Here is a 23,559-nt window from a genome sequence, read left to right as displayed (position 1 = left end):
TTCTGGGAAGCCATTGGCGTTTGGGGCACACTCCCCGTCGATGAATGCTGCTTCGCTGAAAAAGAATAGATGGGTGCGGCGCGGGGTCGTGACGCTGCTCGTCCTGCTGGTCGTCTGGGTCATCGCCTGGCTGGCCGTCCCGCCGATCGCCAAGAGCCAGATCCAGAAAATCGCCAGCGAGAAGCTCGGTCGCCAAGTGACGGTCGGCAAGATCGACTTCAAGCCATGGACGCTCGAACTGGCGGTGAACGACCTGCGCATCGCCACGGCGGACGGCAGCCAGCCGCAAGTGGCGATCCGTCGAATCTATGTCGATGCCGAACTGCAATCGATCCTGCGCCTGGCACCCGTGATCGATGCGGTCACCATCGATTCGCCGGCGATTCAGCTGACGCACCTGGCCGACGGCAAGTACGACATCGACGACATCCTCGCCAAGCTGGCGCCCAAGCCGGACGCGCCGAAGAGCGAGCCGCCGCGCTTTGCCATCTACAACATCGGCATTTCGGGCGGCTCGGTCAACTTCGAGGACCAGACGGTCAAACGGACGCACGAGCTTCGCGACTTCGTCCTCAACGTCCCCTTCCTCAGCAACCTGGCATCCCAGCGAGAGGTCAAGACCGAGCCCAGGCTGGCTTTTGTCCTGAACGGCAGCAAGTTCGATTCGGCCGCGTCCACCACGCCGTTCGCTGACAACCGCAAGACCGATGCCCAATTGAGCTTTCAGGACCTCGACCTCGTGCCCTATTTGGGCTACATCCCGGGCGGCTTGCCGGTCGCGTTGAAGGCGGGCAAGCTGGATGCCGAAATCAAGGTCGATTTCGAGCAGGCGGCCACGACGGGGCTCAAGATCACCGGCACGATTGGCGCGCATGGCATCCAGGTGGTCGATTCCAAGGCGCGCGACCTGCTTGGCTTCGATTCGCTCAAGGTCGTCCTGGCGGATATCAGGCCTCTGGAACGCGTCGTGCACCTCAGCGAGGTGGCGTTGGCCGGGCCGGACCTGGTTGTTGCGCGCGACGCGGGAGGCCGACTCAATCTGCTGGCGACGGACAAGGCCACCGGTGCTCAGGAAAAGGCGGCAACCCTTCCCGCCTCCAGTCCCGATGGCGACGCGGCGCCCAAGCCCGCGGAGCCTCAGCCTTGGCGCATCCAGGTCGACAAGGTGGCGCTGACAGGTGGCGCAGTCGGTTGGCGAGACCAGACCACCCAGCCGGCCGCGGCAATCGACGTGAAGGACCTCGCCGTCGAAGTCCGCGCCCTGACCTGGCCGATGGACAAGCCGGCACAGTTCAACGGCTCGACCTCCGTCGGCGGAGCGGCAGTCAAGTTCAGCGGGGAGGGGACCGACAAGGCCGCCCAGGTGCAGACCGAAGTGGCTTCGCTGCCCCTGTCGCTCGCTGCGCCGTACCTGGCCCAGAGCCTTGAACCCACGCTGGACGGCAAGCTGAGCGGCCAGATAGAGGTCGCGTGGGCGAAGCCCGACCTCAAGCTCAAGGCGCGCAGCGTCGTGGCGGAGGGGCTGGCGCTCACGCAGGCCAAGACCGCCCTGGCGAGCGTCGGTCGCTTCGAAATCGCCGACGCTGAAGCGGACATGACGAAGCACACTCTCGCCATCGCCTCGTTCACGGCAACGAACCCGAAGGTGCGGATCGAGCGTGACAACGAAAAGCGCTGGATGTTCGAGCGCTGGCTGAAGGCGCCTCCGGGCGGCAGCCAGAGCGGCACGGCAGACGCCAAGGTCGCGGCGCCCAAGGACCCCGACGCCGCCCAGGCGCCCGCAGGTGCAAACACCAAGCCCTGGGAGCTTTCCATCGGGACGGTGGCCGTCGACAACGGCGCGCTCTCCTATGAGGACAACGCGAGCGCCACGCCGGTGGCCTTCGAACTCAGCGCCCTGAACGTCAAGGCGCAGAAAATCACCCCGAACACCGCCACCGTGTCGCCGCTCAAGCTGTCGGGGCGCATCGCCGCCGGCCGCGCCGAGCCGGGGCGATTCGAATACGACGGCAACGTCGTGCTCAAGCCCGTTTCGGCCGAAGGCAAGCTGACGGTCGCATCCATTCCGGCTCACGCCTTCAAGGCCTATTACGCGGATGCGCTCAACATCGACATTCGCCGCGCTTTTGCGAGCTATCGCGGCACGGTCAAGTTCGCGACCTTGCCCGCGGGCATGAGCGTGCGGCTGGCCGGCGACACCGCCGTGGACGACTTCCGTGCCAACAGCGTCGTGCTGACCCAGGCGCCTGGCCTGTCGCGGAACAATCAATTGCTGAGTTGGAAGACCCTGGGCTTGCGGGGTGTTCAAGTGAAACTGGAACCGGGCGCCCCCTTGGCGGTGGATGTGCGCGAGACCGCGCTGACCGACTTCTATGCGCGCATCATCATCGATCCGACCGGCAAATTGAATCTTCTCTATCTGGTCAAGAAGCCCGGGGAGCCGGCAGCCCCCGCGGCGGTCGACGCGACGACGCCCGAGGTCACGACGAAGCGCAGCCTCGGCGGCACGACCACGACGACCGCCAGCCGGCGTCCGGCTGCCGGGGCGCGAACTGCACCGCCGCCACCGCCGGCCGAACTGATGGTCGGCGGCGCGGCCGAGCCTGCGAAGCCTGTTCCTGTCGCGGCGGCGCCAGCGACCGAGCCCTCGGGTCCGGCTCCGATCATCAATTTCGGCCCGATGAGCCTGGTGAACGGGAAGATCGACTTCTCCGACCTGTTCATCAAGCCCAACTATTCGGCCGACCTGACCGAACTGACCGGCAAGCTCAGCGCGTTTTCGTCGAAGCCGCAGGGCGACAAGCCCGCGTTGGCGGATCTTGAACTGCGCGGCAAGGCGCAACAGACCGCTTCGCTCGAGATCACCGGCAAGCTCAACCCGCTGGTCAAGCCGCTCGAACTGGACATCACAGCCAAGATGCGCGAGCTGGATCTCCCGCCGCTCTCGCCCTATTCGGTGCGCTTCGCCGGCCACGGCATCGAGCGCGGCAAGCTGAGCATGGACGTCAACTACAAGATCGCGCCGGACGGCACGCTGACGGCGTCCAACCGGGTGATCCTCAACCAGCTCCAGTTCGGCGAGCAGGTCGAGGGCGCTCCAGCGAGCCTGCCGGTGCGCCTGGCCGTGGCGCTGCTGGCGGATCGGAACGGCGTGATCGACATCGACCTGCCGCTCAGGGGATCGATCAACGATCCGCAGTTCAGCATCGGTCCGCTGATCCTCAAGGCGATCCTCAACCTGATTGCCAAGGCAGCCACCGCGCCGTTCGCGCTCCTGACCGGCGGATTCGGCGGTGGCGGGGAGTCGAGCGTGGTCGGCTTCGCGCCGGGCAGCTCGGAACTCTCGTCCGAAGCCAAGGAAAACCTCGACAAGGTCGCGAAGGCGCTCACCGACCGGCCCAGCCTCCGGATGACGGTGATCGGCATGTCCAGTCTCGACAAGGAGCGCGAGGCCTACCAGCGCCAGCAACTGCGGCGGCTTGCCCAGGCGGAGAAGCGCCGGGCTTCAGTCCGTGCGGGCGAAGATGCTGCCGAGGTGCAGCCCCTGACCGATGCCGAATACCCGGCGCTGCTGGCGGCCGTCTACAAGCGTTCCGAGGTCAAGAAGCCGCGCAACATGGTCGGTTTGGCCAAGGACTTGCCCACGAACGAGATGGAGGATTTGTTGCTGGCCAGCATCCCCGTCGACGAGGAGTCGATGCGGCAGTTGGCGGTGGATCGTGGCGCTGCGGTGCGCGACTACCTCCTGGAGCAGAAGCTGCCCAGCGAGCGGCTCTTCCTCGGCGCGGTGCGAACCAAGGCTGAAGGCGACAACTGGAAACCAGGTGCCGAACTGAAACTGGCCACCCGCTGATCCAGGCAGCCGCAAGTCGGTGAAAATGGGGCGGTGCGCCGGCAAATGCCGGCGCCTTCGCTTTTTCTCTACAGATAACGACATTCGCGCAGTGACTTCAACTTCCTCCAAGCCTCACGACATCCAGTCCCTCGACACGTTGACCGGGGGCGCGTTCACTGCGCCCACTTCCGGCGAGCGTGCGCAGCGCATCCGCGAATGGCTCGCGAGCAACCCGGCGCCCGAGCGCGTGCAGGACGTGTTCAAGGAAATGAGCGGCCGCGACAAGGGGGCTGCGCGCCCGCTGCGCGAAAAGCTCGACGAACTCCGGCGTGCCAAGGACCAGGAGGCCATTGCGGTCGAGTGGACGCACAAGGCAGAGGCTTTGCTGGCGCAGCCCAAGCTCAACATCGCCGACGCGCTCGCCTGGCAGCGCGATGCCGCCAAGGCGGGGGCGCCCTTGTCGCGCGAGCCGCTCGCAGGGTTCAAGCTGCGGCTCGCCGAACGTGTCAAGGGCATCGAGGATCTGCAGCACCGCGCACAAGTCCATCGCGAGGCCGCCGTGCTGCTGGCGCAGCGCTTCGAGGTGCTGTCAACGAAGAGCTGGCGCGACGCCCAGGCCGCCGAAGAAGCCCTGCGCGCCGACGTTGCGCACTGGCAGCAACAGGCCGCCGATATCATCGCCGACGGCAACTGGAGCAGCCTCGACGCGAGGTTCGCGCCGCAGCTCGAATCCTCCAAGGCGCAACTGCTGGTAGTGTCCGACGCATTCCATGGCGCACTGGCCCAGGCCCAGTCCGCTGCGGCCGATGCCGCCGCGCCGCTGCCCCCCGTGCCGGTGTGGGCGGATGAACTCCGTATCGCGCGAGGCGGTGCGCCCGAGGCTGCACCGCCCGCGGCGCAGAAGCCTGCGGCACCGAAGGTCGATCCTGAAAAGCGGGCGGCCGCGCAGGACGCCGTCCAGGCCGCGCTGGCCAAGCTCGAGCAGGAAACCGCCGAAGGCCACGGCAAGGCGAGTGCGGGAGCGGCCGCTGCGCTGCGTGCGGTGCTCAAGGAGCACGGCCGACTGGTCGACGCTGCGCTCGAAGCCCGTGTGCACGCGGCCCTGGTCGCCGCCGGCGAACTCGAAGGCTGGCAGCGCTGGAGCGCCGACAAGGTTCGCGAAGAACTGGTCGCCAAGGCCGAAGGCCTGTTGAAGCGTCCCGAGGGCCAGGCCCTCGGCGGTCGCAAGATGCAGGAAACCTTGCGCAGCCTGCGCGAGCAGTGGAAACAGTCCGATCAGGGTGGCGTGCCCAACCACGCCCTTTGGAAGCGCTTCGATGAAGCATGCAACGAAGCCCACAAGGTGGTCGAGGCCTGGCTCGAAAAGGTCCGGGCCGACGCGGCCGAGCACCGCGCCCAGCGTGTCGCGCTGATTGAGGAAGTGAAGGCCTGGGCGGCAGAGCATGCGCAGGCATCGGACCTGAAGGCGCACAACCGCGCACTGCACCAGTTCGCCGATCGCTGGCGTGATGCAGGCCATGTCGGCGAAAAGGTGTTTGCAGAACTGCAAGCGCAATGGAATGAAGTGTTTGGCGCCGCGCGTACGCCTTTTGAGGCCGCTCAGAAGGCGAGCGTCGAGCGTCGCCAGGCCATGATCGCCGAGGCGACCGAGCTCGGTGCTGCGCCGGTGCTGCGCATCGACGCAGTCAAGGCGCTGCAGCAACGCTGGCAGGCGGAAGCGCAGTCGGTGCCGCTCGATCGCCGTCACGAACAGAAGATGTGGGATGCCTTCCGCGCCCCGATCGACGAGGCTTTCAATCGCAAGAGCGCGGAGCGCGAAAAGGCCTCGTCAGCGATGAGCGAGCACGATCGCCATGTGCTGAACGCATCCAAGGCGCTCGAAGCAGCCAACAACACCGGTGACGCGCAGAAGATCCGCGCCGCTGTGGCGCAACTGGAAGCCGCGATGCGTGGCGAAGTGCCGCCGCCGGCACCGAAGTCTGCGACGGCGGAGCCGACCCAGGCTGCGCAAGCCGACGGCCCCGCCGTGGGTGCCACGGAAGTGGTCGCCCCGGGTCAGGCCGCGGCCGAGTTCGGCGAAAGCGCCGGACAGTCGCCCGCGCCCGAGGATGCCGGGGCTGCGCCTGCCGGCGTGCCGGCCGAGGCCGCGGCGCCTGCCGACGATCTGGTCGCGCCCGCGGACGGCGCGGACCCGTCGGCACGCGCCGACGCCGAAGCGGCGGAATCCACTCCCGCGCCGACAGCGCCTCCGAAGCCCGCCCCCAAACCAGTGATCGCGGTGCGTGGCGATGACCGCCCAGGGAACAAGAAGGCCGAACCCGCACCGACCGGCCGCGGCGGCAAGTTTGGAGATCGCCGTGACAGCCGCGGCGCGCCCGGTGGTCGACCCGGCGAGCGGCCCCCACGCCCTGGTGACCGAGGCGATCGCGGCGCACCCGCCGGCGGCGGACGCTTTGGCGACCGTCCGCCGCGCTTCGAGGACCGCGGTCCGCGTCTGGGCGATGCGGCGTTCCGCGCGCAACGCGAAGCGCTCGAGCGCGCCGACCTCGCGCTGCGCAAGCTCGCGGCGCAGGCCCACGGCGAAGCGCTCACGCAGGTGCTCGGTGCATGGGAGAAGCGCGATGCGGCGCAACTGCCCAGCGTCCAGGAACTCGGCCGTGCCGTGACCCCGGCGGTTCGCACCGGTTGGTCGCAAGCCTTGGGTTCTGCTCCGTCGGCGCAGGCGAACGACGCGGCCGAGGCATTGCTGCGACTCGAAATGGCGGCGGAAGTGCCCACGCCAGCCGAACAACTCGAAGCGCGCCGTGCCTTGCAACTCAAGCTCCTGACGCGACGCGGCGATCCGGCGCCGGCTCAGACCTGGGGTCAGGATGCCGGCAAGGTGCTGGCGGCACCGCACGATGCGGCGTCGGCACGTCGCCTGCAAAACGCGCTGAAGGCGCTCCTGCGGAAGTAAATTTGAAGAGGGTCGGTCTGCCTTCGGGCAGGCCGCCGATCACGCCTTGTCCGTCGGCGTGAAGAACTCGTCGAAGAGCGACACCAGTGCCGGGAAGTCGGCTTGCAGTCGGGCGCGATTCACGAAGTAGGCCTCGCAGGCGACCGCGAAGAATTCGCCGGTCGATTGTGCGCCGTAGTCGTCCAGCCAAGGAGGCTCCCCGCCGAAGCGTTCCGCCAAGATGGTTTGCTCGCGGAAAGTGTCGTAGGCCGGCTGCAGCACTGCAAACCACGCGGCGCGTGCGTCCCGCGAACTCGAGGTGCCCCGGAAGCCGGGCGGCAGGGGCGGGCAGCCATCGAACGCACCGCCGCCGCGCAGATCGATCTTGTGGACGAACTCATGGATCACGACGTTGTAGCCCTCGGCTCGCGTGACGCTGCTTGCGAGCACGTCCTGCCAACTCAGCATCACCGGGCCGCGGTCCATGGCCTCGCCGGCAACGACCTCTTCGTATTCATGCACCACGCCGGTGTCGTCGGTCGTCTTGCGGACCGCAACGGCTTCGGACGGGTGCATCACGATCCCGACGAAATCGTCGTACCAGTTGAGTCCGCCCTTGAGGTGCAGCACGGGCAGCACGGCCTGCGCCGCCACTGCCAGCGCGACTTCGTCGGTAATCACGAAGCCGTGCGCACCGTGAAAGCGCTTGTCGCGCAGGAATTCCGCGGCGAGTTGACGCAGGCGCTCCACGTCCGCTGCCGGCCGTTCGCCGAGAAAGCGGTAGCGTGCGAGGGTCGCATGCCAGGCGGCGTCCGGGATTCGGGGCGGCGCGCGCAGGCTGCGCAACCAGGAGAACATCAGCGCAGGTCGACGCGTTTCGCGCCGGCGCTGGAGATGCAAAGCAACTGCGCACGCGCCGGGTGGGCGGTGACGTCCCAGTCGCTCAGCACGATGCGATCGAGGCCGTCGCCCAGCGAGTGCGTGGCCGGCTTGTGGGTGTGGCCATGGACGAGCGTGGTCGCGTTGGCCTGGCGCAGCCAGTCGCGCGCGGCGTCTGCATCGACGTCGGCCCAGACCATGCCGGGGCTTTGCTTGCGGTCCTCGCTTTGTGCGCGCACGGAGCGCGCCAGTGCGCGACGCTCTTCCATCGGCCGGGCGAGAACGGCTTCCTTCCAGGCTGGCGTCCGTACCTGGGCCCGGAACCGGAGGTAATCCGTGTCGTCGAGGCAGAGTGCGTCGCCGTGGCTGAGCAGCCAGCGCCTGTCGTGCAGCGCCAGCACGGTGGGATCCTCAATCAGCGTCAGCCCGCATTGGGCCGCGAACGCTGCGCCTACAAGGAAGTCTCGGTTCCCGTGCATGAAGTAGATCGGACGGCGCGCGGCCGCCGTGTGCAGCACCTCGGCGCATTGCGCCTCGAAGCCGGGGAGGGTGGCTGCGTCGTCGCCGATCCAGACCTCGAACAGATCACCGAGGATGAAGATCGCGTCGGCCGGCGTGGTCTCGAGATAGCCCTGCCAGGCACCGAAGGTTGCCGCGTCCGAGGCCTGCAGATGGAGGTCGGAGATCAGGTCGACCGTGCGCCAGCCTGCAGGAGCGACGATCTCGGCGAACGCCACGGTGCGCGGACTCAGCTCTTGACGACGGCCTTCTCGATCACGACGTCCTCGAGCGGCACGTCGTCATGGAAGCCCTTGCGGCCGGTCTTGACGGCCTTGATCTTGTCGACCACGTCCTTGCCGTCGATCACCTTGCCGAACACGGCATAGCCCCAGCCCTGCGCCGACGGCGCGGTGTGGTTCAGGAAGCCGTTGTCGGCCACGTTGATGAAGAACTGCGCGGTGGCGGAGTGGGGCGCGCTGGTGCGTGCCATCGCGACCGTGTAGTTGTCGTTCTTGAGGCCGTTGTTGGCTTCGTTCTGGATCTCGGCGCCGGTCGGCTTTTGCGACATGCCGGGCTCGAAACCGCCGCCCTGCACCATGAAGCCGGGGATGACGCGGTGGAACACGGTGTTGTCGTAGTGTCCCTTGGTCACGTACTCCAGAAAGTTGGCGACTGACTTGGGCGCCTTGTCCTGATCGAGTTCGAGCGTGATCACGCCCTTGTCCTTGATGTGCAGTTCGACTTGGGGGTTGCTCATGAGGGCTCCTTCGGATTACTTCGCCAGGGTGGCGGATTGGATGGTGATGGTTTCGAGCGGAACGTCCGACATTCCGCCCTTGTTGCCCGTGCGCGCGGCGCGGATTTTGTCGACGACCTCGGTGCCGGAGACGACCTTGCCGAACACGGTGTAGCCGTAGCCGTCCGGGTTGGGCGCGTTGAGGCGGGCGTTGTCGACGACGTTGATGAAGAACTGCGACGTGGCGGAGTTGGGGTCGGAAGTGCGCGCCATCGCGACCGTGTATTTGTCGTTCTTGAGGCCGTTGCCGGCTTCGAGCGGCACGGGCGCGCGCGTCGGTTTCTGCTTCATGTCGGAGGTGAAGCCGCCACCCTGGATCATGAAGCCGTCGATGACGCGGTGGAACACCGTGCCGTCGTAGTGCTTGTCCTTGACGTACTGCAGGAAGTTGTCGACCGTCTTCGGTGCCTTGTCGGGCGCCAGTTCGATCACGATGTCGCCGGCCGAGGTGGCGAGCTTCACGCGCGGCGCGTTCTGCGCCCAACTGGCGGTGCCTGCGAGGGCCAGCGCCGTGGCCAGGACCAGCGCCGTGCGGCGCGAAAAGGCTTGAAGTGTCACGAGAGGATCGCTTTCGAGAAAGAGATGCGCCACGGCGCGGTCTGAACGTGGCTTATTGGCGCACGGGCTTGCGGGCGGCCGACGTCGCCGGGGGCAGCGCGTTGGCCGTGGGTGTGCTGAACATCTGGCGGATCAGCGCGAGCTTTGGAGGCACCGTGGTGTTGCCGGCTTCGAGTTGCTGCGCCCGCCCATAGGACTGGGCGGCGAGACGAGCGTAGACGTCGCCGAGATTCTCGTGCGCCGTGGCGTATTCGGGGTTGAGCTTGATCGCCATTTCGAGCGCGGAACGAGCCTTGTCGAACTGGCTTTGTGCGGCATACAGCGCGGCCAGGTTGTTGTAGGGTTCGGGCAGCTCCGGGAATTCCTGGGTGAGCTGCGTGAAGGCTGCGGTCGCCTCGGCCTGCTTGCCTTGCTCCGTCAGGATGACGCCGCGCAGGAAGCGCATCTGGGGATCGCGCGGCTTGCCGGCGATGTAGGCATCTGCCTTTGTCAGCGCCTCGTCCGCCTTGCCCTGGCGCAGGAGTGCGTTGACGTCGGAATAATCGTCGGCATGGGCCGCGCCGACCACGAGCGCCAGCAGCAGGGCCGGGAAAATTCGGAGGAGGGATGAGAACGGGAAAGCGGCGTGCTTCATGAAGCCTCGAGAGAAAGGGGGATGCGGGCCTTCGTAAACACGAAGAAAATATCCGCCGGTGGCCGTTTACAATGCGCAGGATTGTAGCCGAGGGCCCACGTCAAGGTCCTCGTTGCAACATCACTTCCACCCCTGAAAAAATAGCGTCCTTCGCCCGTTCTTGCACGCGCGCGAACCGACGTTTTCCGAGCCCATGAGTCTTCGCATCTACAACACGCTTTCGCGTGAACTGGAGGAATTTTCTCCTCTGCAACCTGGCAGGGTGCGCATGTACGTGTGCGGCATGACGGTGTATGACTACTGCCACCTGGGCCATGCGCGCTCGATGATCGCGTTCGACGTGGTGCAGCGGTGGCTCAGGACGTCGGGCCTCGTGGTCGACTACGTTCGCAACATCACCGACATCGACGACAAGATCATCCGCCGTGCCGTCGAGAACGGCGAGAGCATCCGTGCGCTCACCGATCGCATGATCGTTGCACTGCACGAGGACGCCGACGCGCTGGGCATCGAACGGCCTACACACGAGCCCCGCGCGACGGAGTTCATTCCGCAGATGCTTTCGATGATCGCGACGCTGGAGAAAAAGGGCCTCGCCTACCGCTCGCCGAACGGTGACGTGAACTACGCGGTGCGCAAGTTCCCCGGCTACGGCAAGCTCAGCGGCAAGACACTCGACGAACTCCATGCCGGCGAGCGCGTCGCCGTTCTGGACGGAAAGGACGACCCGCTCGACCCGGTCCTCTGGAAGAGCGCCAAGCCTACTGAGCCCGAAGAGGTGAAGTGGGCCAGCGAATTCGGTCCGGGCCGCCCCGGCTGGCACATCGAGTGCTCGGCCATGGCGTGCAAGCTTCTCGGCGAAACCCTCGACATCCACGGCGGTGGGGCGGACTTGCAGTTTCCGCATCACGAGAACGAGATCGCGCAAAGCGAGGGTGCCAACGGCAAGCCGCTGGCACGCACCTGGATGCACAACGGCTTCATCAACATCGATGACGAGAAGATGTCCAAGAGCCTGGGCAACTTCTTCCTCATCCGCGACGTGCTGAAGAAGTACGACGCCGAGACCATCCGGTTTTTCGTCGTGCGCGCGCACTACCGCAGCCCGCTCAACTACAGCGACGTGCACCTGGACGATGCACGCAATTCGCTGAAGCGCCTGTATACCGCGCTGCATCTCGTGGCGCCCGCTCCAGTGACGATCGATTGGAGCAATGCGTACGCGGCCCGCTTCAAGGCGGCGATGGACGAGGACTTCGGCACTCCCGAAGCCGTGGCGGTGCTGTTCGACCTGGTCGGCGAGGTCAACCGGACGAAGTCGCCCGACTCGGCCGGCCTGCTGAAGGCGTTGGGCGCCTGCCTGGGGATTCTCCAGGGTGACCCGCAGGGTTTCCTGCAGGCGGGAGCGACGCTGGACGAGGCGTCCGTCCAGGCGCTGATCCAGCAGCGAGCCGATGCCAAGGCCGCAAAGAACTTCGCCGAGGCCGACCGTATCCGCAATGACCTGCTCGCGCAGGGCATCGTGCTCAAGGACTCGCCCACGGGCACGACCTGGACGTCGGCCCAGTGAACGCGGCGAGAACGACAGCCGTGGCCAAGGAGCCGCTGGTCCAGGTCTTCACGCCCGATTACTGGGAAGAAGCCTGCAAGCACCTCGCCAAGAAGGACCGCGTCATGAAGCGGTTGATTCCGCGCTTCGGCGACGCCTGCCTCGAGTCGCGCGGCGATGCCTTCACCACGCTGGCGCGCAGCATCGTGGGGCAGCAGGTTTCGGTGCAGGCGGCTCAATCCGTCTGGGACCGCTTTGCCAAGCTTCCACGCAGGATGGCGCCGGCCAGCGTGCTCAAACTCAAGGTCGACGACATGCGCGCGGCCGGCCTGTCGGTTCGCAAGGTGGAATACCTCGTCGACCTGGCCCTTCATTTCGATTCGGGCGCCGTGCACGTCGACGCGTGGGAGAACATGTCCGACGAGATGATCATCGCGGAGCTGATCGCGATTCGCGGTATCGGCCGCTGGACCGCCGAAATGTTCCTGATCTTCCACCTGATGCGGCCCAATGTGCTGCCTCTGGACGACCTCGGCCTGATCAACGGCATCAGTCAGAACTATTTCTCGGGCGATCCCGTCAGCCGCAGCGATGCGCGCGAGGTGGCCGTTGCCTGGGCCCCTTACTGCAGCGTGGCGACTTGGTATATTTGGAGATCGCTCGACCCGCTACCGGTCGCATACTGAATAACAGGAGAAGACGTTGGCGAAACGAACCTTCCTCGACTTCGAGCAGCCCGTTGCTGAACTCGAAAGCAAGATCGAAGAACTGCGCTATGTCCAGACCGAATCCGCGGTCGACATCTCGGAAGAAATCGATCAGCTGGGCAAGAAAAGCCTTCAGCTCACCAAGGACATCTACAGCGACCTGACACCCTGGCAGATCACCAAGATCGCCCGGCATCCGGAGCGCCCCTACACGCTCGACTATGTGAACGAGATCTTCACGGATTTCGTCGAACTGCACGGCGACCGTCACTTTGCGGACGATCTGTCCATCGTCGGGGGCTTGGCGCGCTTCAACGGTACGCCTTGCATGGTGCTTGGCCACCAGAAAGGCCGCGACACCAAGGAGCGCACCGCGCGCAACTTCGGCATGAGCAAGCCCGAGGGCTACCGCAAGGCGCTCCGGCTGATGAAGACGGCCGAGAAGTTCAAGCTGCCGGTTTTCACCTTCGTCGACACGCCCGGCGCCTACCCGGGCATCGATGCCGAGGAGCGCGGCCAGTCGGAAGCCATCGGCCGCAACATCTTCGAGATGGCGCAGCTCGAGGTGCCGATCATCGTGACCATCATCGGCGAGGGCGGCTCCGGCGGCGCGCTTGCAATCTCCGTGGGCGACCAGGTGCTGATGCTGCAGTACTCGGTCTACTCCGTGATCAGCCCCGAAGGCTGCGCGTCCATTCTCTGGAAGACCAGCGACAAGGCGCAGGAAGCCGCCGATGCTCTCGGCATCACGGCACACCGTCTCAAGGCGCTGGGTCTGGTCGACAAGATCGTCAACGAGCCGGTCGGCGGGTCGCACCGCGATCACCGGCAAATGGCCGCATTCCTCAAGCGCGCGTTGAACGATGCCTTCCGTCAGGTCAGCGACCTGTCGGTCAAGGAATTGCTCAATCGCCGCTACGAGCGGCTGCAAAGCTACGGCCGCTTCGCCGACACCAAGGCCGACAGCGGCAAGTGACGCCGGGCAGGCCATGGCCTGCTCTGCGCTGTTCCCGATGGAAAATCCCGCCGCCCATGCACTGGCATCCTGGGCGGCTCCGTTGCCGCTGGGCGTTGCCTACAGCGGTGGGGCCGACTCGACCGCACTGCTGCACGCGGCCGCGCGACGCTGGCCGGGGCAGGTGCATGCACTGCACGTGCACCACGGCCTCCAGCATGCTGCGGATGACTTCGAGGCGCACTGTGCGGCTGCCTGCGCGCTGCTGGATGTTCCGCTGCATGTGGGGCGTGTGGACGCCCGTCATTCGCCTGGCGAGAGCCCCGAAGACGCTGCACGCCGCGCGCGCTATGCAACGCTGGCAGGGCTCGCCCAGGCGCAGGGCTTGCAACACGTTGCGCTGGCGCAGCATGTCGACGATCAAGTCGAGACGATGCTGATTGCGCTCAGCCGTGGCGCCGGGCTCGACGGGCTGGCCGGCATGCCGCGGCAGATGCGGCGACACGGCGTGCACTTCCATCGCCCGCTCCTCGACATCCATGCCAGCGCGTTGCGAGATTGGATTGCAGCCAGCGGTACGCCCCACATCGACGATCCGAGCAACAACGACCTGCGATATACGCGCAACCGCATTCGCGAGCTGGTGCTTCCGGCGATGGCTGCTGCGCTGCCGCAATTCCGCGAAACCTTTGCGCGCTCGGCACGCAATGCCGCGAAGGCATCGGCCCTGCTGGCCGAACTTGGCTCCATGGACTTGGCAGGGGCAGGCTCGCCCCCCCGATTGGCCGTCTTGCGCGTCTTGCCTCGAGAGCGTCTGGCCAATGCGTTGCGCCACTGGCTCAAGCGCGATCATGGTGCCGTGCCGAGCGAAGCACAGCTCGAGCAACTCCTCGACCAGATCGCCGCATGCACCACACGTGGCCATCGCATCAACCTCAAGATCGCTGCCGGCAGGGTCGAACGCGAGGGGGACGCGCTGCATTGGTACAATGCCCCGCCCTTGTCGTAGCCCTCGGACTTTGCGCTGAAGTCGGCTTTCGATGGGCGCACGGACGTCGGCATTGCGGCGCCCGAACTCTTCTCTTTGACTTCACCCATGGCATTGATCGTTCATAAATACGGCGGCACGTCGATGGGCTCGACCGAGCGCATCCGGAATGTCGCCAAGCGCGTGGCCAAGTGGGCGCGCGCCGGCCACCAGATGATCGTGGTTCCGAGCGCCATGAGCGGCGAGACCAATCGCCTGCTCGGCCTGGCCAAGGAACTCGCTTCCGGCAAGTTCGGCGACGACCACAACCGCGAACTCGACATGCTGGCGTCCACCGGCGAACAGGCGTCGTCCGCGCTGCTGGCGATCGCGCTTCAGGCCGAAGGCCTCCCGTCCGTCAGCTACGCTGGTTGGCAAGTCCAGGTGAAGACCGACAGCGCCTTCACCAAGGCACGCATCGAGAGCATCGATGACGAGCGCGTGCGCTCCGATCTCGATGCCGGCAAGGTGGTTGTCATCACCGGCTTCCAGGGCGTGGACGAGGCCGGCAACATCACGACTCTGGGTCGTGGCGGCAGCGACACCTCCGCGGTCGCCATCGCCGCTGCGATGAAGGCCAACGAGTGCCTGATCTACACCGACGTCGACGGCGTCTACACCACCGACCCGCGCGTCGAACCGGACGCGCGACGCCTCACCACGGTGAGCTTCGAGGAGATGCTCGAAATGGCGAGCCTGGGCTCCAAGGTGCTGCAGATCCGCTCGGTCGAGTTCGCAGGCAAGTACAAGGTGCCCCTGCGCGTGCTCTCGAGCTTCACGCCCTGGGACATCGACATCAACGAAGAAGCCAAGTCCGGCACGCTGATCACTTTCGAGGAAGACGAAAACATGGAACAAGCCGTCGTATCCGGCATTGCGTTCAATCGCGACGAAGCCAAAATTTCGGTGCTTGGCGTGCCTGACAAGCCGGGCATCGCGTATCACATCCTCGGCGCCATCGCCGACGCCAACATCGAAGTCGATGTGATCATCCAGAATCTGAGCAAGGACGGACGCACCGACTTCAGCTTCACCGTCCACCGCAACGACTACGCGAAGGCGGTCGACCTGCTCAAGGCCAAGGTGCTGCCGACGCTCGGCGAGGCCGACATCGTGGGCGACACCAAGATCTGCAAGGTCAGCATTGTCGGCATCGGCATGCGCAGCCACGTCGGCGTCGCGAGCAAGATGTTCCGCGTGCTGAGCGAGGAGGGCATCAACATCCAGATGATCTCCACCAGCGAGATCAAGACCTCGGTCGTGATCGACGAGAAATACATGGAACTCGCTGTGCGCGCGCTGCACAAAGCTTTCGATTTGGATCAGCCGGCCGCCTGAAGGGTGGCATAATAGACGGCTCAGGAACTGTGACCGAGTGGCCGAAGGTGCTCCCCTGCTAAGGGAGTATGGGGTGTAGAGCCTCATCGAGGGTTCGAATCCCTCCGGTTCCGCCAGGATTGGCTTCCAGATCACTTCATCGGTGAGTCAAAAGCCCAAAAAAAGCCCCGCCAGCCGGGGCTTTTTTGCGTCCCTCTCCTTAGTAGCGCATCCCGGTAGCTGCCGAGAACTTGTCGATCGTCCAGCCTCTCCCCAGAAGGAGCATCCGCGTAGGAAGCTCATCCAATACCTGAGGCGCGATTTCGCGGCCCAGGTAGGTCAGCGTCTTCTCCCGCAAGTCCACATACCCCAACTGGTAGTGCCGTGCCAGTGAATGCCAGAGCGCATGCGCACCGGGCGACTGCCGTGCACCGGTCAGCAGGCAAAGCCCCGCGTCCAGCCCCCACCGGTAGATCGCCGTTGCCAGACCCCGGCGCTGGTAGTGCGGGTCGTACTTGGAATGCGGTGCCCTGACATAGCGATCGGTGCGGCGTGGCACTTCGATGAGCCGGTTGAACACCGTATAGCCTGCCAACTGCTTGCGGCGAATGTCCTCCACGTAGACGTAGAACTCGCCGTCGGCCTCGCGGTGGCGAATGACGAGGTCGGGGTCGTTCATCCCAATCTGCGGTATGCCGTGCAGTGGGTCGCCGGGCGTGCGGATGCGGTCGTGAATCGCGCCCATCTCGCCGTCCAGGCGCTTGGGATCATGGCTGACGTCAATGCGCAGTTCCATCAGGCGCGACAGCCAGGGGGGAATCAGATCGAAATTGGGCATCGTGAGTGTCACGAGCTTCTCCAGTCGAGCGCGAGCCGACCCCCGAGGGCCAGTCGCTAGTGCGCGGCTTGGGGGGCCCGGCGATCGATGGTTTGCGCTGAAAGGGAAGAAGAAGCGGATCGCCGGGCCTAGGAATCTTGGTCCGGCTGCAGCGCGCACGACACCATGACCGCGACGCAGCGCTCGCGCGCGGCGCAACGACTGAGGGCGATGGTGAGTGACAGCATGGCCAGGAGTCTAGTCACTCACTGCCTGAGCTGCCATCAGATTAGTCCTTGTTGCAGCGATCAAGAACCGTGATGGATTCCTCGCGGGAACTGCATGGGGGTGCCGCGGCCCGCTTCCATGCGCCAATGGGAGCAGAACGAGAGTTCGAGCGTGCGGCGCATCGCGGCTTCTATGATGCCGATGGGCGTTGCCTATTCCACGACCAGCCCTTTGAGTGCCGGATCCGAAGAGGGTGTCCTGAGCTTCATTTCCTTCAGGGTCTTGACGAGCAGTTGGGCAATCATCAGGTTGCGATGGCGCTTGCTGTCTGCCGGGACCACGTACCACGGCGCATCAGGGGTGGACGTGGCCGTGAGCGCGCTTTCGTAGGCGCGCTGATAGGCATCCCACTTCTTGCGTACCGCGAGGTCGTCCATGGAGAACTTCCAGTGCTTGCCCGGGTCGTCGACCCGGGCCTGCAGGCGCGAGCGCTGCTCGTCCTTGCTGATGTGCAGCATGCACTTGACGACGACGGTGCCCGTCTCGGTGAGCAGCCGCTCGAAATCGTTGATGTGCGCATAGCGGCGCTTCGTCTCGGCCTTGTCGATCCAGCCTTCGACGACGGGCACCAGCACGTCTTCGTAATGGCTCCGGTTCCACACCATGATCTCACCGGAGCGCGGCACCACGGCGTGGCACCGCCACAGGAAGTCGTGCGCGCGTTCGTCGTTGCTGGGTGCCTTGAAAGCGGTCACGCGCACGCCGAGCGGCGAGGTCCGGGAGAACACCCATCGGATCGTGCCGTCCTTGCCGCTGGTGTCCAGGCCCTGCAGCACCAGCAGCAGCTTGCGCCGACCTTCGGCGTGCAGGAGGTTCTGCAGTTCGTCGAGTTCGATCGCCAGCGCGTCGAGCTGTTCGCGCTGTTCGGCCTCGTCGCCTTCCAGGAAGGGCGAGTTCGCGGGATCGACCTTCGACAGCTGGAACTTGCCGTCGACGCGGAATTTCTTGAAGCTGGCCATGGGGTGGAGGCTCCTTGCGCAAAACCGCAGGGTAAGCGATTGCGGCGCCGTCTTCGCCACGCCTACTTCTCGTCGGGGTCCAGCGAGGCGCTCCAGCGGTTGTCCCAGCCTCCCCGCCGCGCGTCGTCGAGGTCGCGCCGGTCGCGTTTGGTGGGGCGCCCCTGTTCGATGCTCAGGGCCGGTTCGCTGCCCAGGCGACGCTGTTCACGCGCCTCGGCCTGCGCGGCCACGCTTTCCGGGGTTTCCTCGTATAGCAGTTGTGCGACGCGCGCCGGTCCGCGCTGGCCGCTGATTCCACGCACGAGCACGGTGCGCGTGATCGCCCCGAGCCGCATCGTGACGGTGTCTCCTGCCTTGACCTCGCGCGAGGCCTTGGCGATGTCGCCGTTGACTTGCACGCGGTGCTTGCCGATCTCGTCGGCGGCGAGCGACCGCGTCTTGAAGAAGCGCGCGGCCCAGAGCCATTTGTCGATGCGAAGGCGATCCATGTTCACTGCCGATTGTCGCGCGCGAGAGGGAGGCTGACGACGGCATCGAGCCCGACGATCTGTCCGCCGGATTCCCTGTTGTCGAGAGCGATGCTTCCGCCCAGTGCCAGCACGATCTCGTGGCAGATCGCGAGGCCCAATCCGGAGCCGCTCGCGACATCGCCCGCCGCGAAAGGGGCGAACAGCCGCTGCCGCAGTTCGTCGGAGATGCCGCGGCCCGCGTCGCTGACCGTGAGCACGGCCGCCGCGCCGTCCGCCTCCACTCGCACGACGAGCGCCGCGCCGCGCGGGCTGTGCTTGATGGCGTTGTGCAGCAGGTTGCGCGTGAGCTCCTGCAGCATCCAGCGGTGAGCAAGCACCCGTACCGGCGACGGCGCGGTGGAGAGTTCGAAATCGAGCGCCTTGTCCGCGACGAGCGGCGAGAGGTCGAGTGCGATGTCGCGCACTGTCTCGCCGAGGTCGAGCGCCACGGATTCGGGCTGCTGGCGCAACTGCTCCACCTTGGCGAGCGACAGCATCTGGTTGGCGAGAGTGGTTGCGCGGTCGACCGTCTCGCTGATTTCGCCCCAGGCCTGTGCGGCCGGCACGTCCCCGCGGCGCGCGGATTGGACCTGCGCCTTGAGCACGGCGAGCGGGGTGCGCAACTGATGCGCGCTGTCCCGTACGAAGCGCTTCTGGTGGTCCAGCAACCGGCGCAGGCGTCCCATCACCTGGGTGGTGGCGTCGATCAAGGGAAGGAGTTCGCGAGGCGCTTCGGGTGCCTCGATGGGCGAGAGATCGTCGGCCGCGCGCGCCGCGATCGCTTCGCCGAGCTCGCGCACCGGACGGGTCGCGCGCTGCACCACAAGCACCGTGACGCCGGCGATCACGGCCAGCAACACGAGCTGCCGCCACAGCGTGTCGATGAGCAGCTTGCGTGCAAGCGTCTCGCGCAACTCCATCGTCTCCGCGACCTGCACCACGGCCATTCCCCGGCCGTGTGCGCCGGCGACCGGCTGGAGCAGGACGGCCACGCGCACCGGCATGTTGCGGAATTCCGCGTCGTAGAAATCCACCAGCGCGGCGTAGGGCGGCCGATTCGGGAGCCTTCCGTGCCAGAAGGGCAGCTCTGCAAAGCCGGAGATCATCTCCCCGTCCTGCGCGGAGACGCGGTAGTACATGCGGCTCTGGTTGTCGGCTTCGAAGGCCTCGAGCGCCGAGTAGGGCACGATGGCGCGGAGCGACGCCGCCTCGTCGTAGCCCTCCACGTCGAGTTGCTCGCCGATGGTCTTCGCCGAGGCGAGCAGCGTGCGATCGTAGGCGGTCGTCGCGGCCGCAAGGCTCTGCCGGTAGAGGCTCACGCTGTTGATCACGATGAACAGCGCAACCGGCGCGAGGATGCCGAGCAGCAGCCTCGCACGCAGCGACGAGATGCGCCTCATGTCTCTTCGCGCAGGAGGTAGCCGAGGCCGCGAAGGGTCATCAGCGTGACGCCCGTGCCCGCCAGCTTCTTTCGGAGTCGGTAGACGACGACTTCGACGGCTTCGTATTGGACGTCCATCTCGCTCGGAAACACCAGTTCGAACAGGCGCTCCTTCGACACGGCGTGGCCGGGCTTGACCATCAGGGCGGTCAGCAGTGCCAGTTCCCGCGGCGTGAGTTCGAGCACGTCGGCGCGGTGATAGATGGCTCCGCTGTCGGGTTCATAGCGAAGGCCGCCGACGACTTGCGGGCGCGACAGCGAGTCAGGGCCCGCGTTCTGGTGGCGCCGGTTCAATGCCCGGATGCGGGCCTCGAGTTCGTCGAGGTCGAAGGGCTTGGGCAGGTAGTCGTCCGCGCCTGCATTCAGGCCGACGACGCGGTCGCCCACCGTGCCTCGCGCGGTCAGCAGCAGCACCGGCGTGCGCAGCCCCGCGGCGCGCGCCTGGGCCAGCACCTGCAGGCCGTCAAGATGCGGGAGGCTGAGATCCAGCGCCACCACATCGGGCTCCAGCTCGCGCCACTGGTCGAGCGCCAGGGCTCCATCGCCGCAGATGCGCACGTCGATCTGGCGGCGGCCGAGCGTGCGCTGCAGCGTGGTTTGCATCGACGGATCGTCTTCGATTAGCAGCAGCTTCATCTCGCGATTTTCGGTGTTTACCCCAGTGTGCCGGACAGCCAACTGACAGCGGGGCGGCGCATCATAGCGGCGTTCAGCTTCTACTCAGCTTCCATTCGAAGGAGACATGCATGCGTCGCGATACCTTTCTGAAGTCACTGGCCGCCTTGGCCGCCACCGGAGCCCTGCCGTTGTCGGCCTGGGCCGCTGCCAACGTCAAGATGATGATTCCCGCCAATCCGGGCGGTGGCTGGGACACGACGGGCCGCGCGCTGGGAAAGGCGCTCACCGATGGCAAGCTGGCCGATACGGTGACCTATGACAACAAGGGCGGCGCTGCCGGTGCGCTGGGACTCGCCCAGTTCGTCAACGGTTCCAAGGGCGACCCGAACGCCATGATGATCATGGGGGCCGTGATGCTGGGCGGCATCATCACCGGCAAGCCGCCGGTCAGCCTCTCGCAAGCCACGCCGATCGCCCGCATCACCAGCGAATACAACGTGTTCGTGCTGCCGGCCAGTTCGCCGCTGAAGACCATGAAGGACGTGGTCGAGCAACTCAAGAAGGACCCGGGCAGCGTCAAGTGGGGCGGCGGCTCGCGCGGATCCACCGAGCACATCGCCGCGGCCATGATCGCGCAGAAGGTCGGCGTCGATCCGTCCAAGATCAACTACGTGGCGTTCCGTGGGGGCGGCGAGGCCACGGCAGCCATCCTCGGCGGCAACGTCACGGTGGGCGGCAGCGGCTTCAGCGAGTTCGCGGAATACATCAACGCCGGCAAGATGAGGGCCATCGCGGTGACCTCGGCACAACGCTTGCCCGGAATCAACGTGCCCACGCTCAAGGAGCAGGGCATTGACGTCGAGATCGGCAACTGGCGCGGCGTCTATGGCGCGCCCGGCATCACGGCCGAGCAGCGCAAGGCACTGACGGACATGGTGCTGGCAGCGCTCAAGACGCCGAGCTGGGCCGACGCGATGAAGAAGAACGACTGGACCCCGGCGGTGCTCTCGGGCGACGCTTTCGCGAAGTTCGTCGACGACGAGTTCGCAAGCCTGCGCGCGACGATGGTCAAGTCCGGCATGGTCTGACTCTCTTCGGGCTCGCTTTCCTCGTGATCGCGGCGGCACCGCGGGTCCGGTAGCGCCGGCTCGGCGGTGCTTGCCGGAAAGGGCTTTTCCCAACTCGACTCAGGGACTAAAGAATGACAACTCCACCATCTTCGGTCTCGCCGTCTGCGGCGGTATGGCCGCAAACGCTCGTCGGTGCCGGCGTGCTGCTGACCGGGCTGGCGCTCGCGTTCGGTGCCATCGGCATCTCGTCCGAGGCCGGCTACGGCGGCGTCGGGCCCAATTTCCTCCCCTGGCTGGTCTCCATTGCGCTGACGGTGTGTGGCGCCTGGATCATCTGGGAATCGCGCACGGGCGGCTTTCGCGAAATGGACGAGCCTTCGGGCGCCGTCCAGCCCTACTGGGCCGGCTTCGTGTGGGTGTCGGCCGGGCTGCTGCTCAACGCCGCGCTCATCACCACCATCGGCTTCATCTTCAGCTGCACCCTGTGCTATCTGCTCGCTGTCCAGGGCCTGCGCCGCGCCAGTGGACAGGCGGGCGTCAACTCCCCGCGCACCTGGTTCATCGACATCGTGACGGGCCTGCTCATCTCGGCACCCGTTTTCTGGATGTTCACGCAATTCCTGGCAATCAATCTGCCGGGCCTGACCGGCACAGGGTGGCTCTGACATGGACATCTTCAATGCACTGATGCACGGCTTCGCGCTCGCGATCACGCCGGTCAATCTTCTCTGGTGCCTGGTGGGCTGTGCCCTGGGCACGGCCGTCGGCGTGTTGCCCGGCATCGGCCCGGCCGTCGCGGTCGCGATGCTGCTGCCGATCACCGGCAAGGTCGATGTCACGGCCTCGATGATCTTCTTCTCGGGGATCTATTACGGCGCCATGTACGGCGGCTCGACCACGTCCATCCTGCTGAATACGCCCGGTGAAACGGCCAGCATGGTGACGGCGATGGAGGGCAACAAGATGGCGAAGAGCGGCCGGGCGGGCGCGGCACTGGCCACGGCCGCGATCGGTTCGTTCGTGGCCGGCACCATCGCCACCGTGATCGTCACGCTGTTCGCGCCCTTCGTGGCCGAATTCGCAGTCAAGCTCGGGCCGCCCGAGTATTTCCTGCTGATGCTGCTGGCCTTCACCACCGTGAGCGCGGTGCTCGGCAAGAGCACGCTGCGCGGCATGACGGCGCTGTTCATCGGCCTCGCTGCAGGATGCATCGGGCTCGACCAGATATCCGGCCAGGGCCGCTACACCGGCGGCATTCCTGAACTGCTCGACGGCATCGAGATCGTGCTGGTCGCGGTCGGCTTGTTCGCAGTGGCCGAAGTGCTCTACGCCGTGCTGTACGAAGGCAAGGTCGTCGAGGGGCAGAACAAGCTGAGCCGCGTGCACATGAGCGCCCGCGACTGGAAGCGCTCGATTCCCGCGTGGCTGCGCGGCACCGCCATCGGCACGCCTTTCGGCTGCATTCCGGCCGGCGGCACCGAAATCCCGACCTTCCTGAGTTACGCGACCGAAAAGAAGCTGGCGAAGGACGCGGATGCGAAGGCCGAGTTCGGCACCAAGGGGGCGATCGAAGGCGTGGCGGGACCCGAGGCGGCCAACAATGCGACCGTGACTGCGGCGCTGATTCCGCTGCTCACGCTGGGCATCCCGACATCCAACACCACCGCGATCCTGCTCGGTGCATTCCAGAACTACGGCATCCAGCCGGGGCCGCAGCTTTTCACGACGTCTGCCGCACTGGTGTGGGCGCTGATCGCGTCGCTCTACATTGGCAACGTGATGCTGCTGGTGCTGAACCTGCCGATGGTCGGGTTGTGGGTCAAGCTGCTCAAGATCCCGAAACCGCAGCTCTATGCGGGCATCCTGATCTTCGCGACAGTCGGTGCCTATGGCATGCGGCAAAGCGCGTTCGACCTCGTGCTTCTCTACGCGATCGGCGTGCTGGGTGTGATCATGCGGCGCTTCGACTTTCCGACGGCGCCGGTCGTGGTCGGCATGATCCTCGGGCCGCTCGCAGAGGCACAGCTCCGCAATGCGATGTCGATCGGGGAGGGCAGTGCGGCGGTGTTCTTCCAGCGCCCGATGTCGATCGTGCTGATCGTCGTCATCCTGGGCGTGATGATCCTGCCTCGCCTTGCCAAGCGCATGTCGAGAAGATAGCTTG

Annotated in this window: 20 protein-coding genes and 1 tRNA gene; 11 read left to right on the top strand and 10 right to left on the bottom strand. The window is 65.9% G+C overall.

Annotated features, from left to right (window positions below; translation table 11 throughout):
* Positions 1–40 precede the first annotated feature (40 nt).
* Both QTH97_RS03245 and QTH97_RS03240 read left to right on the top strand, forming a co-directional pair.
* Positions 41–3,853 (top strand): DUF748 domain-containing protein, encoded by a 3,813-nt coding sequence (locus QTH97_RS03245; RefSeq protein WP_286566596.1) that lies wholly within the window; start codon positions 41–43, stop codon positions 3,851–3,853.
* Positions 3,854–3,944: 91 nt separating this feature from the next.
* Complete coding sequence (locus tag QTH97_RS03240; RefSeq protein ID WP_286566595.1) at positions 3,945–6,791, top strand: DUF349 domain-containing protein; 2,847 nt, start codon at positions 3,945–3,947, stop codon at positions 6,789–6,791.
* Between the two features lie 39 nt (positions 6,792–6,830).
* Here QTH97_RS03240 and QTH97_RS03235 read toward each other — a convergent pair whose 3' ends face one another.
* Genes QTH97_RS03235 through QTH97_RS03215 form a run of 5 tightly spaced genes read right to left on the bottom strand, consistent with a single transcriptional unit; the run spans position 6,831 to position 10,138 of the window.
* Positions 6,831–7,628: a M90 family metallopeptidase gene (locus QTH97_RS03235; protein ID WP_286566594.1), complete on the bottom strand. Its 798-nt coding sequence runs from the start codon at positions 7,626–7,628 to the stop codon at positions 6,831–6,833.
* Positions 7,628–8,386, bottom strand: a complete 759-nt coding sequence (locus QTH97_RS03230; RefSeq protein WP_286566593.1) for a UDP-2,3-diacylglucosamine diphosphatase — start codon at positions 8,384–8,386, stop codon at positions 7,628–7,630. Before QTH97_RS03230 ends, QTH97_RS03235 begins: the two co-directional genes overlap by 1 nt.
* An 11-nt stretch (positions 8,387–8,397) precedes the next feature.
* The gene (locus tag QTH97_RS03225) at positions 8,398–8,907 is read right to left on the bottom strand and encodes a peptidylprolyl isomerase (protein ID WP_286566592.1); all 510 of its coding nucleotides are present in this window, start codon (positions 8,905–8,907) and stop codon (positions 8,398–8,400) included.
* A gap of 15 nt (positions 8,908–8,922) precedes the next feature.
* A complete protein-coding gene (locus tag QTH97_RS03220) occupies positions 8,923–9,504 on the bottom strand; it encodes a peptidylprolyl isomerase (RefSeq protein WP_444813362.1) in 582 nt (193 codons plus the stop codon).
* A gap of 52 nt (positions 9,505–9,556) precedes the next feature.
* Positions 9,557–10,138 (bottom strand): tetratricopeptide repeat protein, encoded by a 582-nt coding sequence (locus QTH97_RS03215; RefSeq protein ID WP_286566590.1) that lies wholly within the window; start codon positions 10,136–10,138, stop codon positions 9,557–9,559.
* A gap of 193 nt (positions 10,139–10,331) precedes the next feature.
* On the opposite strand from QTH97_RS03215, the gene cysS reads away from it, so the two are divergent.
* From cysS to QTH97_RS03185, 6 genes are all read left to right on the top strand, one after another.
* Positions 10,332–11,708 carry a cysteine--tRNA ligase gene (cysS, locus tag QTH97_RS03210; RefSeq protein ID WP_286566589.1) on the top strand — a complete coding sequence of 459 codons (1,377 nt, stop codon included), beginning with the start codon at positions 10,332–10,334 and terminating at the stop codon, positions 11,706–11,708.
* Positions 11,705–12,373: a DNA-3-methyladenine glycosylase family protein gene (locus QTH97_RS03205; RefSeq protein WP_444813361.1), complete on the top strand. Its 669-nt coding sequence runs from the start codon at positions 11,705–11,707 to the stop codon at positions 12,371–12,373. Before cysS ends, QTH97_RS03205 begins: the two co-directional genes overlap by 4 nt.
* Before the next feature lie 16 nt (positions 12,374–12,389).
* Positions 12,390–13,370: an acetyl-CoA carboxylase carboxyltransferase subunit alpha gene (locus QTH97_RS03200; RefSeq protein ID WP_286566588.1), complete on the top strand. Its 981-nt coding sequence runs from the start codon at positions 12,390–12,392 to the stop codon at positions 13,368–13,370.
* Positions 13,371–13,383: 13 nt separating this feature from the next.
* Positions 13,384–14,358 (top strand): tRNA lysidine(34) synthetase TilS, encoded by a 975-nt coding sequence (gene tilS / locus QTH97_RS03195; protein ID WP_286566587.1) that lies wholly within the window; start codon positions 13,384–13,386, stop codon positions 14,356–14,358.
* Positions 14,359–14,445: 87 nt separating this feature from the next.
* Entirely contained in the window at positions 14,446–15,714 is a 1,269-nt protein-coding gene (locus tag QTH97_RS03190; protein ID WP_286566586.1) for an aspartate kinase, read from the top strand.
* Positions 15,715–15,737: 23 nt separating this feature from the next.
* Positions 15,738–15,830 (top strand) — tRNA-Ser (locus tag QTH97_RS03185).
* 83 nt (positions 15,831–15,913) lie between these two features.
* Here QTH97_RS03185 and QTH97_RS03180 read toward each other — a convergent pair.
* The 5 genes from QTH97_RS03180 to QTH97_RS03160 all read right to left on the bottom strand — a co-directional run bounded on the left by QTH97_RS03180 (position 15,914) and on the right by QTH97_RS03160 (position 20,343).
* Positions 15,914–16,531 (bottom strand): N-acetyltransferase, encoded by a 618-nt coding sequence (locus QTH97_RS03180; RefSeq protein ID WP_286567084.1) that lies wholly within the window; start codon positions 16,529–16,531, stop codon positions 15,914–15,916.
* Between the two features lie 419 nt (positions 16,532–16,950).
* Complete coding sequence (locus QTH97_RS03175) at positions 16,951–17,757, bottom strand: polyphosphate kinase 2 family protein (RefSeq protein WP_286566585.1); 807 nt, start codon at positions 17,755–17,757, stop codon at positions 16,951–16,953.
* Positions 17,758–17,819: 62 nt separating this feature from the next.
* Entirely contained in the window at positions 17,820–18,245 is a 426-nt protein-coding gene (locus QTH97_RS03170) for an RNA-binding S4 domain-containing protein (RefSeq protein WP_286566584.1), read from the bottom strand.
* A gap of 2 nt (positions 18,246–18,247) precedes the next feature.
* The gene (locus QTH97_RS03165) at positions 18,248–19,666 is read right to left on the bottom strand and encodes a sensor histidine kinase (protein WP_286566583.1); all 1,419 of its coding nucleotides are present in this window, start codon (positions 19,664–19,666) and stop codon (positions 18,248–18,250) included.
* Positions 19,663–20,343: a response regulator transcription factor gene (locus QTH97_RS03160; protein ID WP_286566580.1), complete on the bottom strand. Its 681-nt coding sequence runs from the start codon at positions 20,341–20,343 to the stop codon at positions 19,663–19,665. Before QTH97_RS03160 ends, QTH97_RS03165 begins: the two co-directional genes overlap by 4 nt.
* Positions 20,344–20,453: 110 nt before the next feature.
* On the opposite strand from QTH97_RS03160, the gene QTH97_RS03155 reads away from it, so the two are divergent.
* The 3 genes from QTH97_RS03155 to QTH97_RS03145 all read left to right on the top strand — a co-directional run bounded on the left by QTH97_RS03155 (position 20,454) and on the right by QTH97_RS03145 (position 23,555).
* Positions 20,454–21,413, top strand: a complete 960-nt coding sequence (locus tag QTH97_RS03155) for a tripartite tricarboxylate transporter substrate binding protein (RefSeq protein ID WP_286566578.1) — start codon at positions 20,454–20,456, stop codon at positions 21,411–21,413.
* Between the two features lie 113 nt (positions 21,414–21,526).
* Positions 21,527–22,060 carry a tripartite tricarboxylate transporter TctB family protein gene (locus tag QTH97_RS03150; protein ID WP_286566575.1) on the top strand — a complete coding sequence of 178 codons (534 nt, stop codon included), beginning with the start codon at positions 21,527–21,529 and terminating at the stop codon, positions 22,058–22,060.
* Position 22,061: 1 nt separating this feature from the next.
* A complete protein-coding gene (locus QTH97_RS03145; protein WP_286566574.1) occupies positions 22,062–23,555 on the top strand; it encodes a tripartite tricarboxylate transporter permease in 1,494 nt (497 codons plus the stop codon).
* Positions 23,556–23,559 lie beyond the last annotated feature (4 nt).

This window comes from Variovorax gracilis, assembly GCF_030317115.1.
Taxonomy (GTDB): domain Bacteria; phylum Pseudomonadota; class Gammaproteobacteria; order Burkholderiales; family Burkholderiaceae_C; genus Variovorax; species Variovorax gracilis.
The sequence above is the reverse complement of the archived record's forward strand: the minus strand, read 5'-3'. Positions and strand labels throughout refer to the sequence as shown.

Excerpts from the sequence above, each read along its gene's own strand:
- QTH97_RS03245 (WP_286566596.1), top strand. The coding sequence starts at position 41 with ATGAATGCTGCTTCGCTGAAAAAGAATAGATGGGTGCGGCGCGGGGTC.
- QTH97_RS03235 (WP_286566594.1), bottom strand. The coding sequence starts at position 7,628 with ATGTTCTCCTGGTTGCGCAGCCTGCGCGCGCCGCCCCGAATCCCGGAC.
- QTH97_RS03225 (WP_286566592.1), bottom strand. The coding sequence starts at position 8,907 with ATGAGCAACCCCCAAGTCGAACTGCACATCAAGGACAAGGGCGTGATC.
- QTH97_RS03215 (WP_286566590.1), bottom strand. The coding sequence starts at position 10,138 with ATGAAGCACGCCGCTTTCCCGTTCTCATCCCTCCTCCGAATTTTCCCG.
- cysS (WP_286566589.1), top strand. The coding sequence starts at position 10,332 with ATGAGTCTTCGCATCTACAACACGCTTTCGCGTGAACTGGAGGAATTT.
- tilS (WP_286566587.1), top strand. The coding sequence starts at position 13,384 with ATGGCCTGCTCTGCGCTGTTCCCGATGGAAAATCCCGCCGCCCATGCA.
- QTH97_RS03190 (WP_286566586.1), top strand. The coding sequence starts at position 14,446 with ATGGCATTGATCGTTCATAAATACGGCGGCACGTCGATGGGCTCGACC.
- QTH97_RS03180 (WP_286567084.1), bottom strand. The coding sequence starts at position 16,531 with ATGCCCAATTTCGATCTGATTCCCCCCTGGCTGTCGCGCCTGATGGAA.
- QTH97_RS03175 (WP_286566585.1), bottom strand. The coding sequence starts at position 17,757 with ATGGCCAGCTTCAAGAAATTCCGCGTCGACGGCAAGTTCCAGCTGTCG.
- QTH97_RS03170 (WP_286566584.1), bottom strand. The coding sequence starts at position 18,245 with ATGGATCGCCTTCGCATCGACAAATGGCTCTGGGCCGCGCGCTTCTTC.
- QTH97_RS03165 (WP_286566583.1), bottom strand. The coding sequence starts at position 19,666 with ATGAGGCGCATCTCGTCGCTGCGTGCGAGGCTGCTGCTCGGCATCCTC.
- QTH97_RS03160 (WP_286566580.1), bottom strand. The coding sequence starts at position 20,343 with ATGAAGCTGCTGCTAATCGAAGACGATCCGTCGATGCAAACCACGCTG.
- QTH97_RS03155 (WP_286566578.1), top strand. The coding sequence starts at position 20,454 with ATGCGTCGCGATACCTTTCTGAAGTCACTGGCCGCCTTGGCCGCCACC.
- QTH97_RS03150 (WP_286566575.1), top strand. The coding sequence starts at position 21,527 with ATGACAACTCCACCATCTTCGGTCTCGCCGTCTGCGGCGGTATGGCCG.
- QTH97_RS03145 (WP_286566574.1), top strand. The coding sequence starts at position 22,062 with ATGGACATCTTCAATGCACTGATGCACGGCTTCGCGCTCGCGATCACG.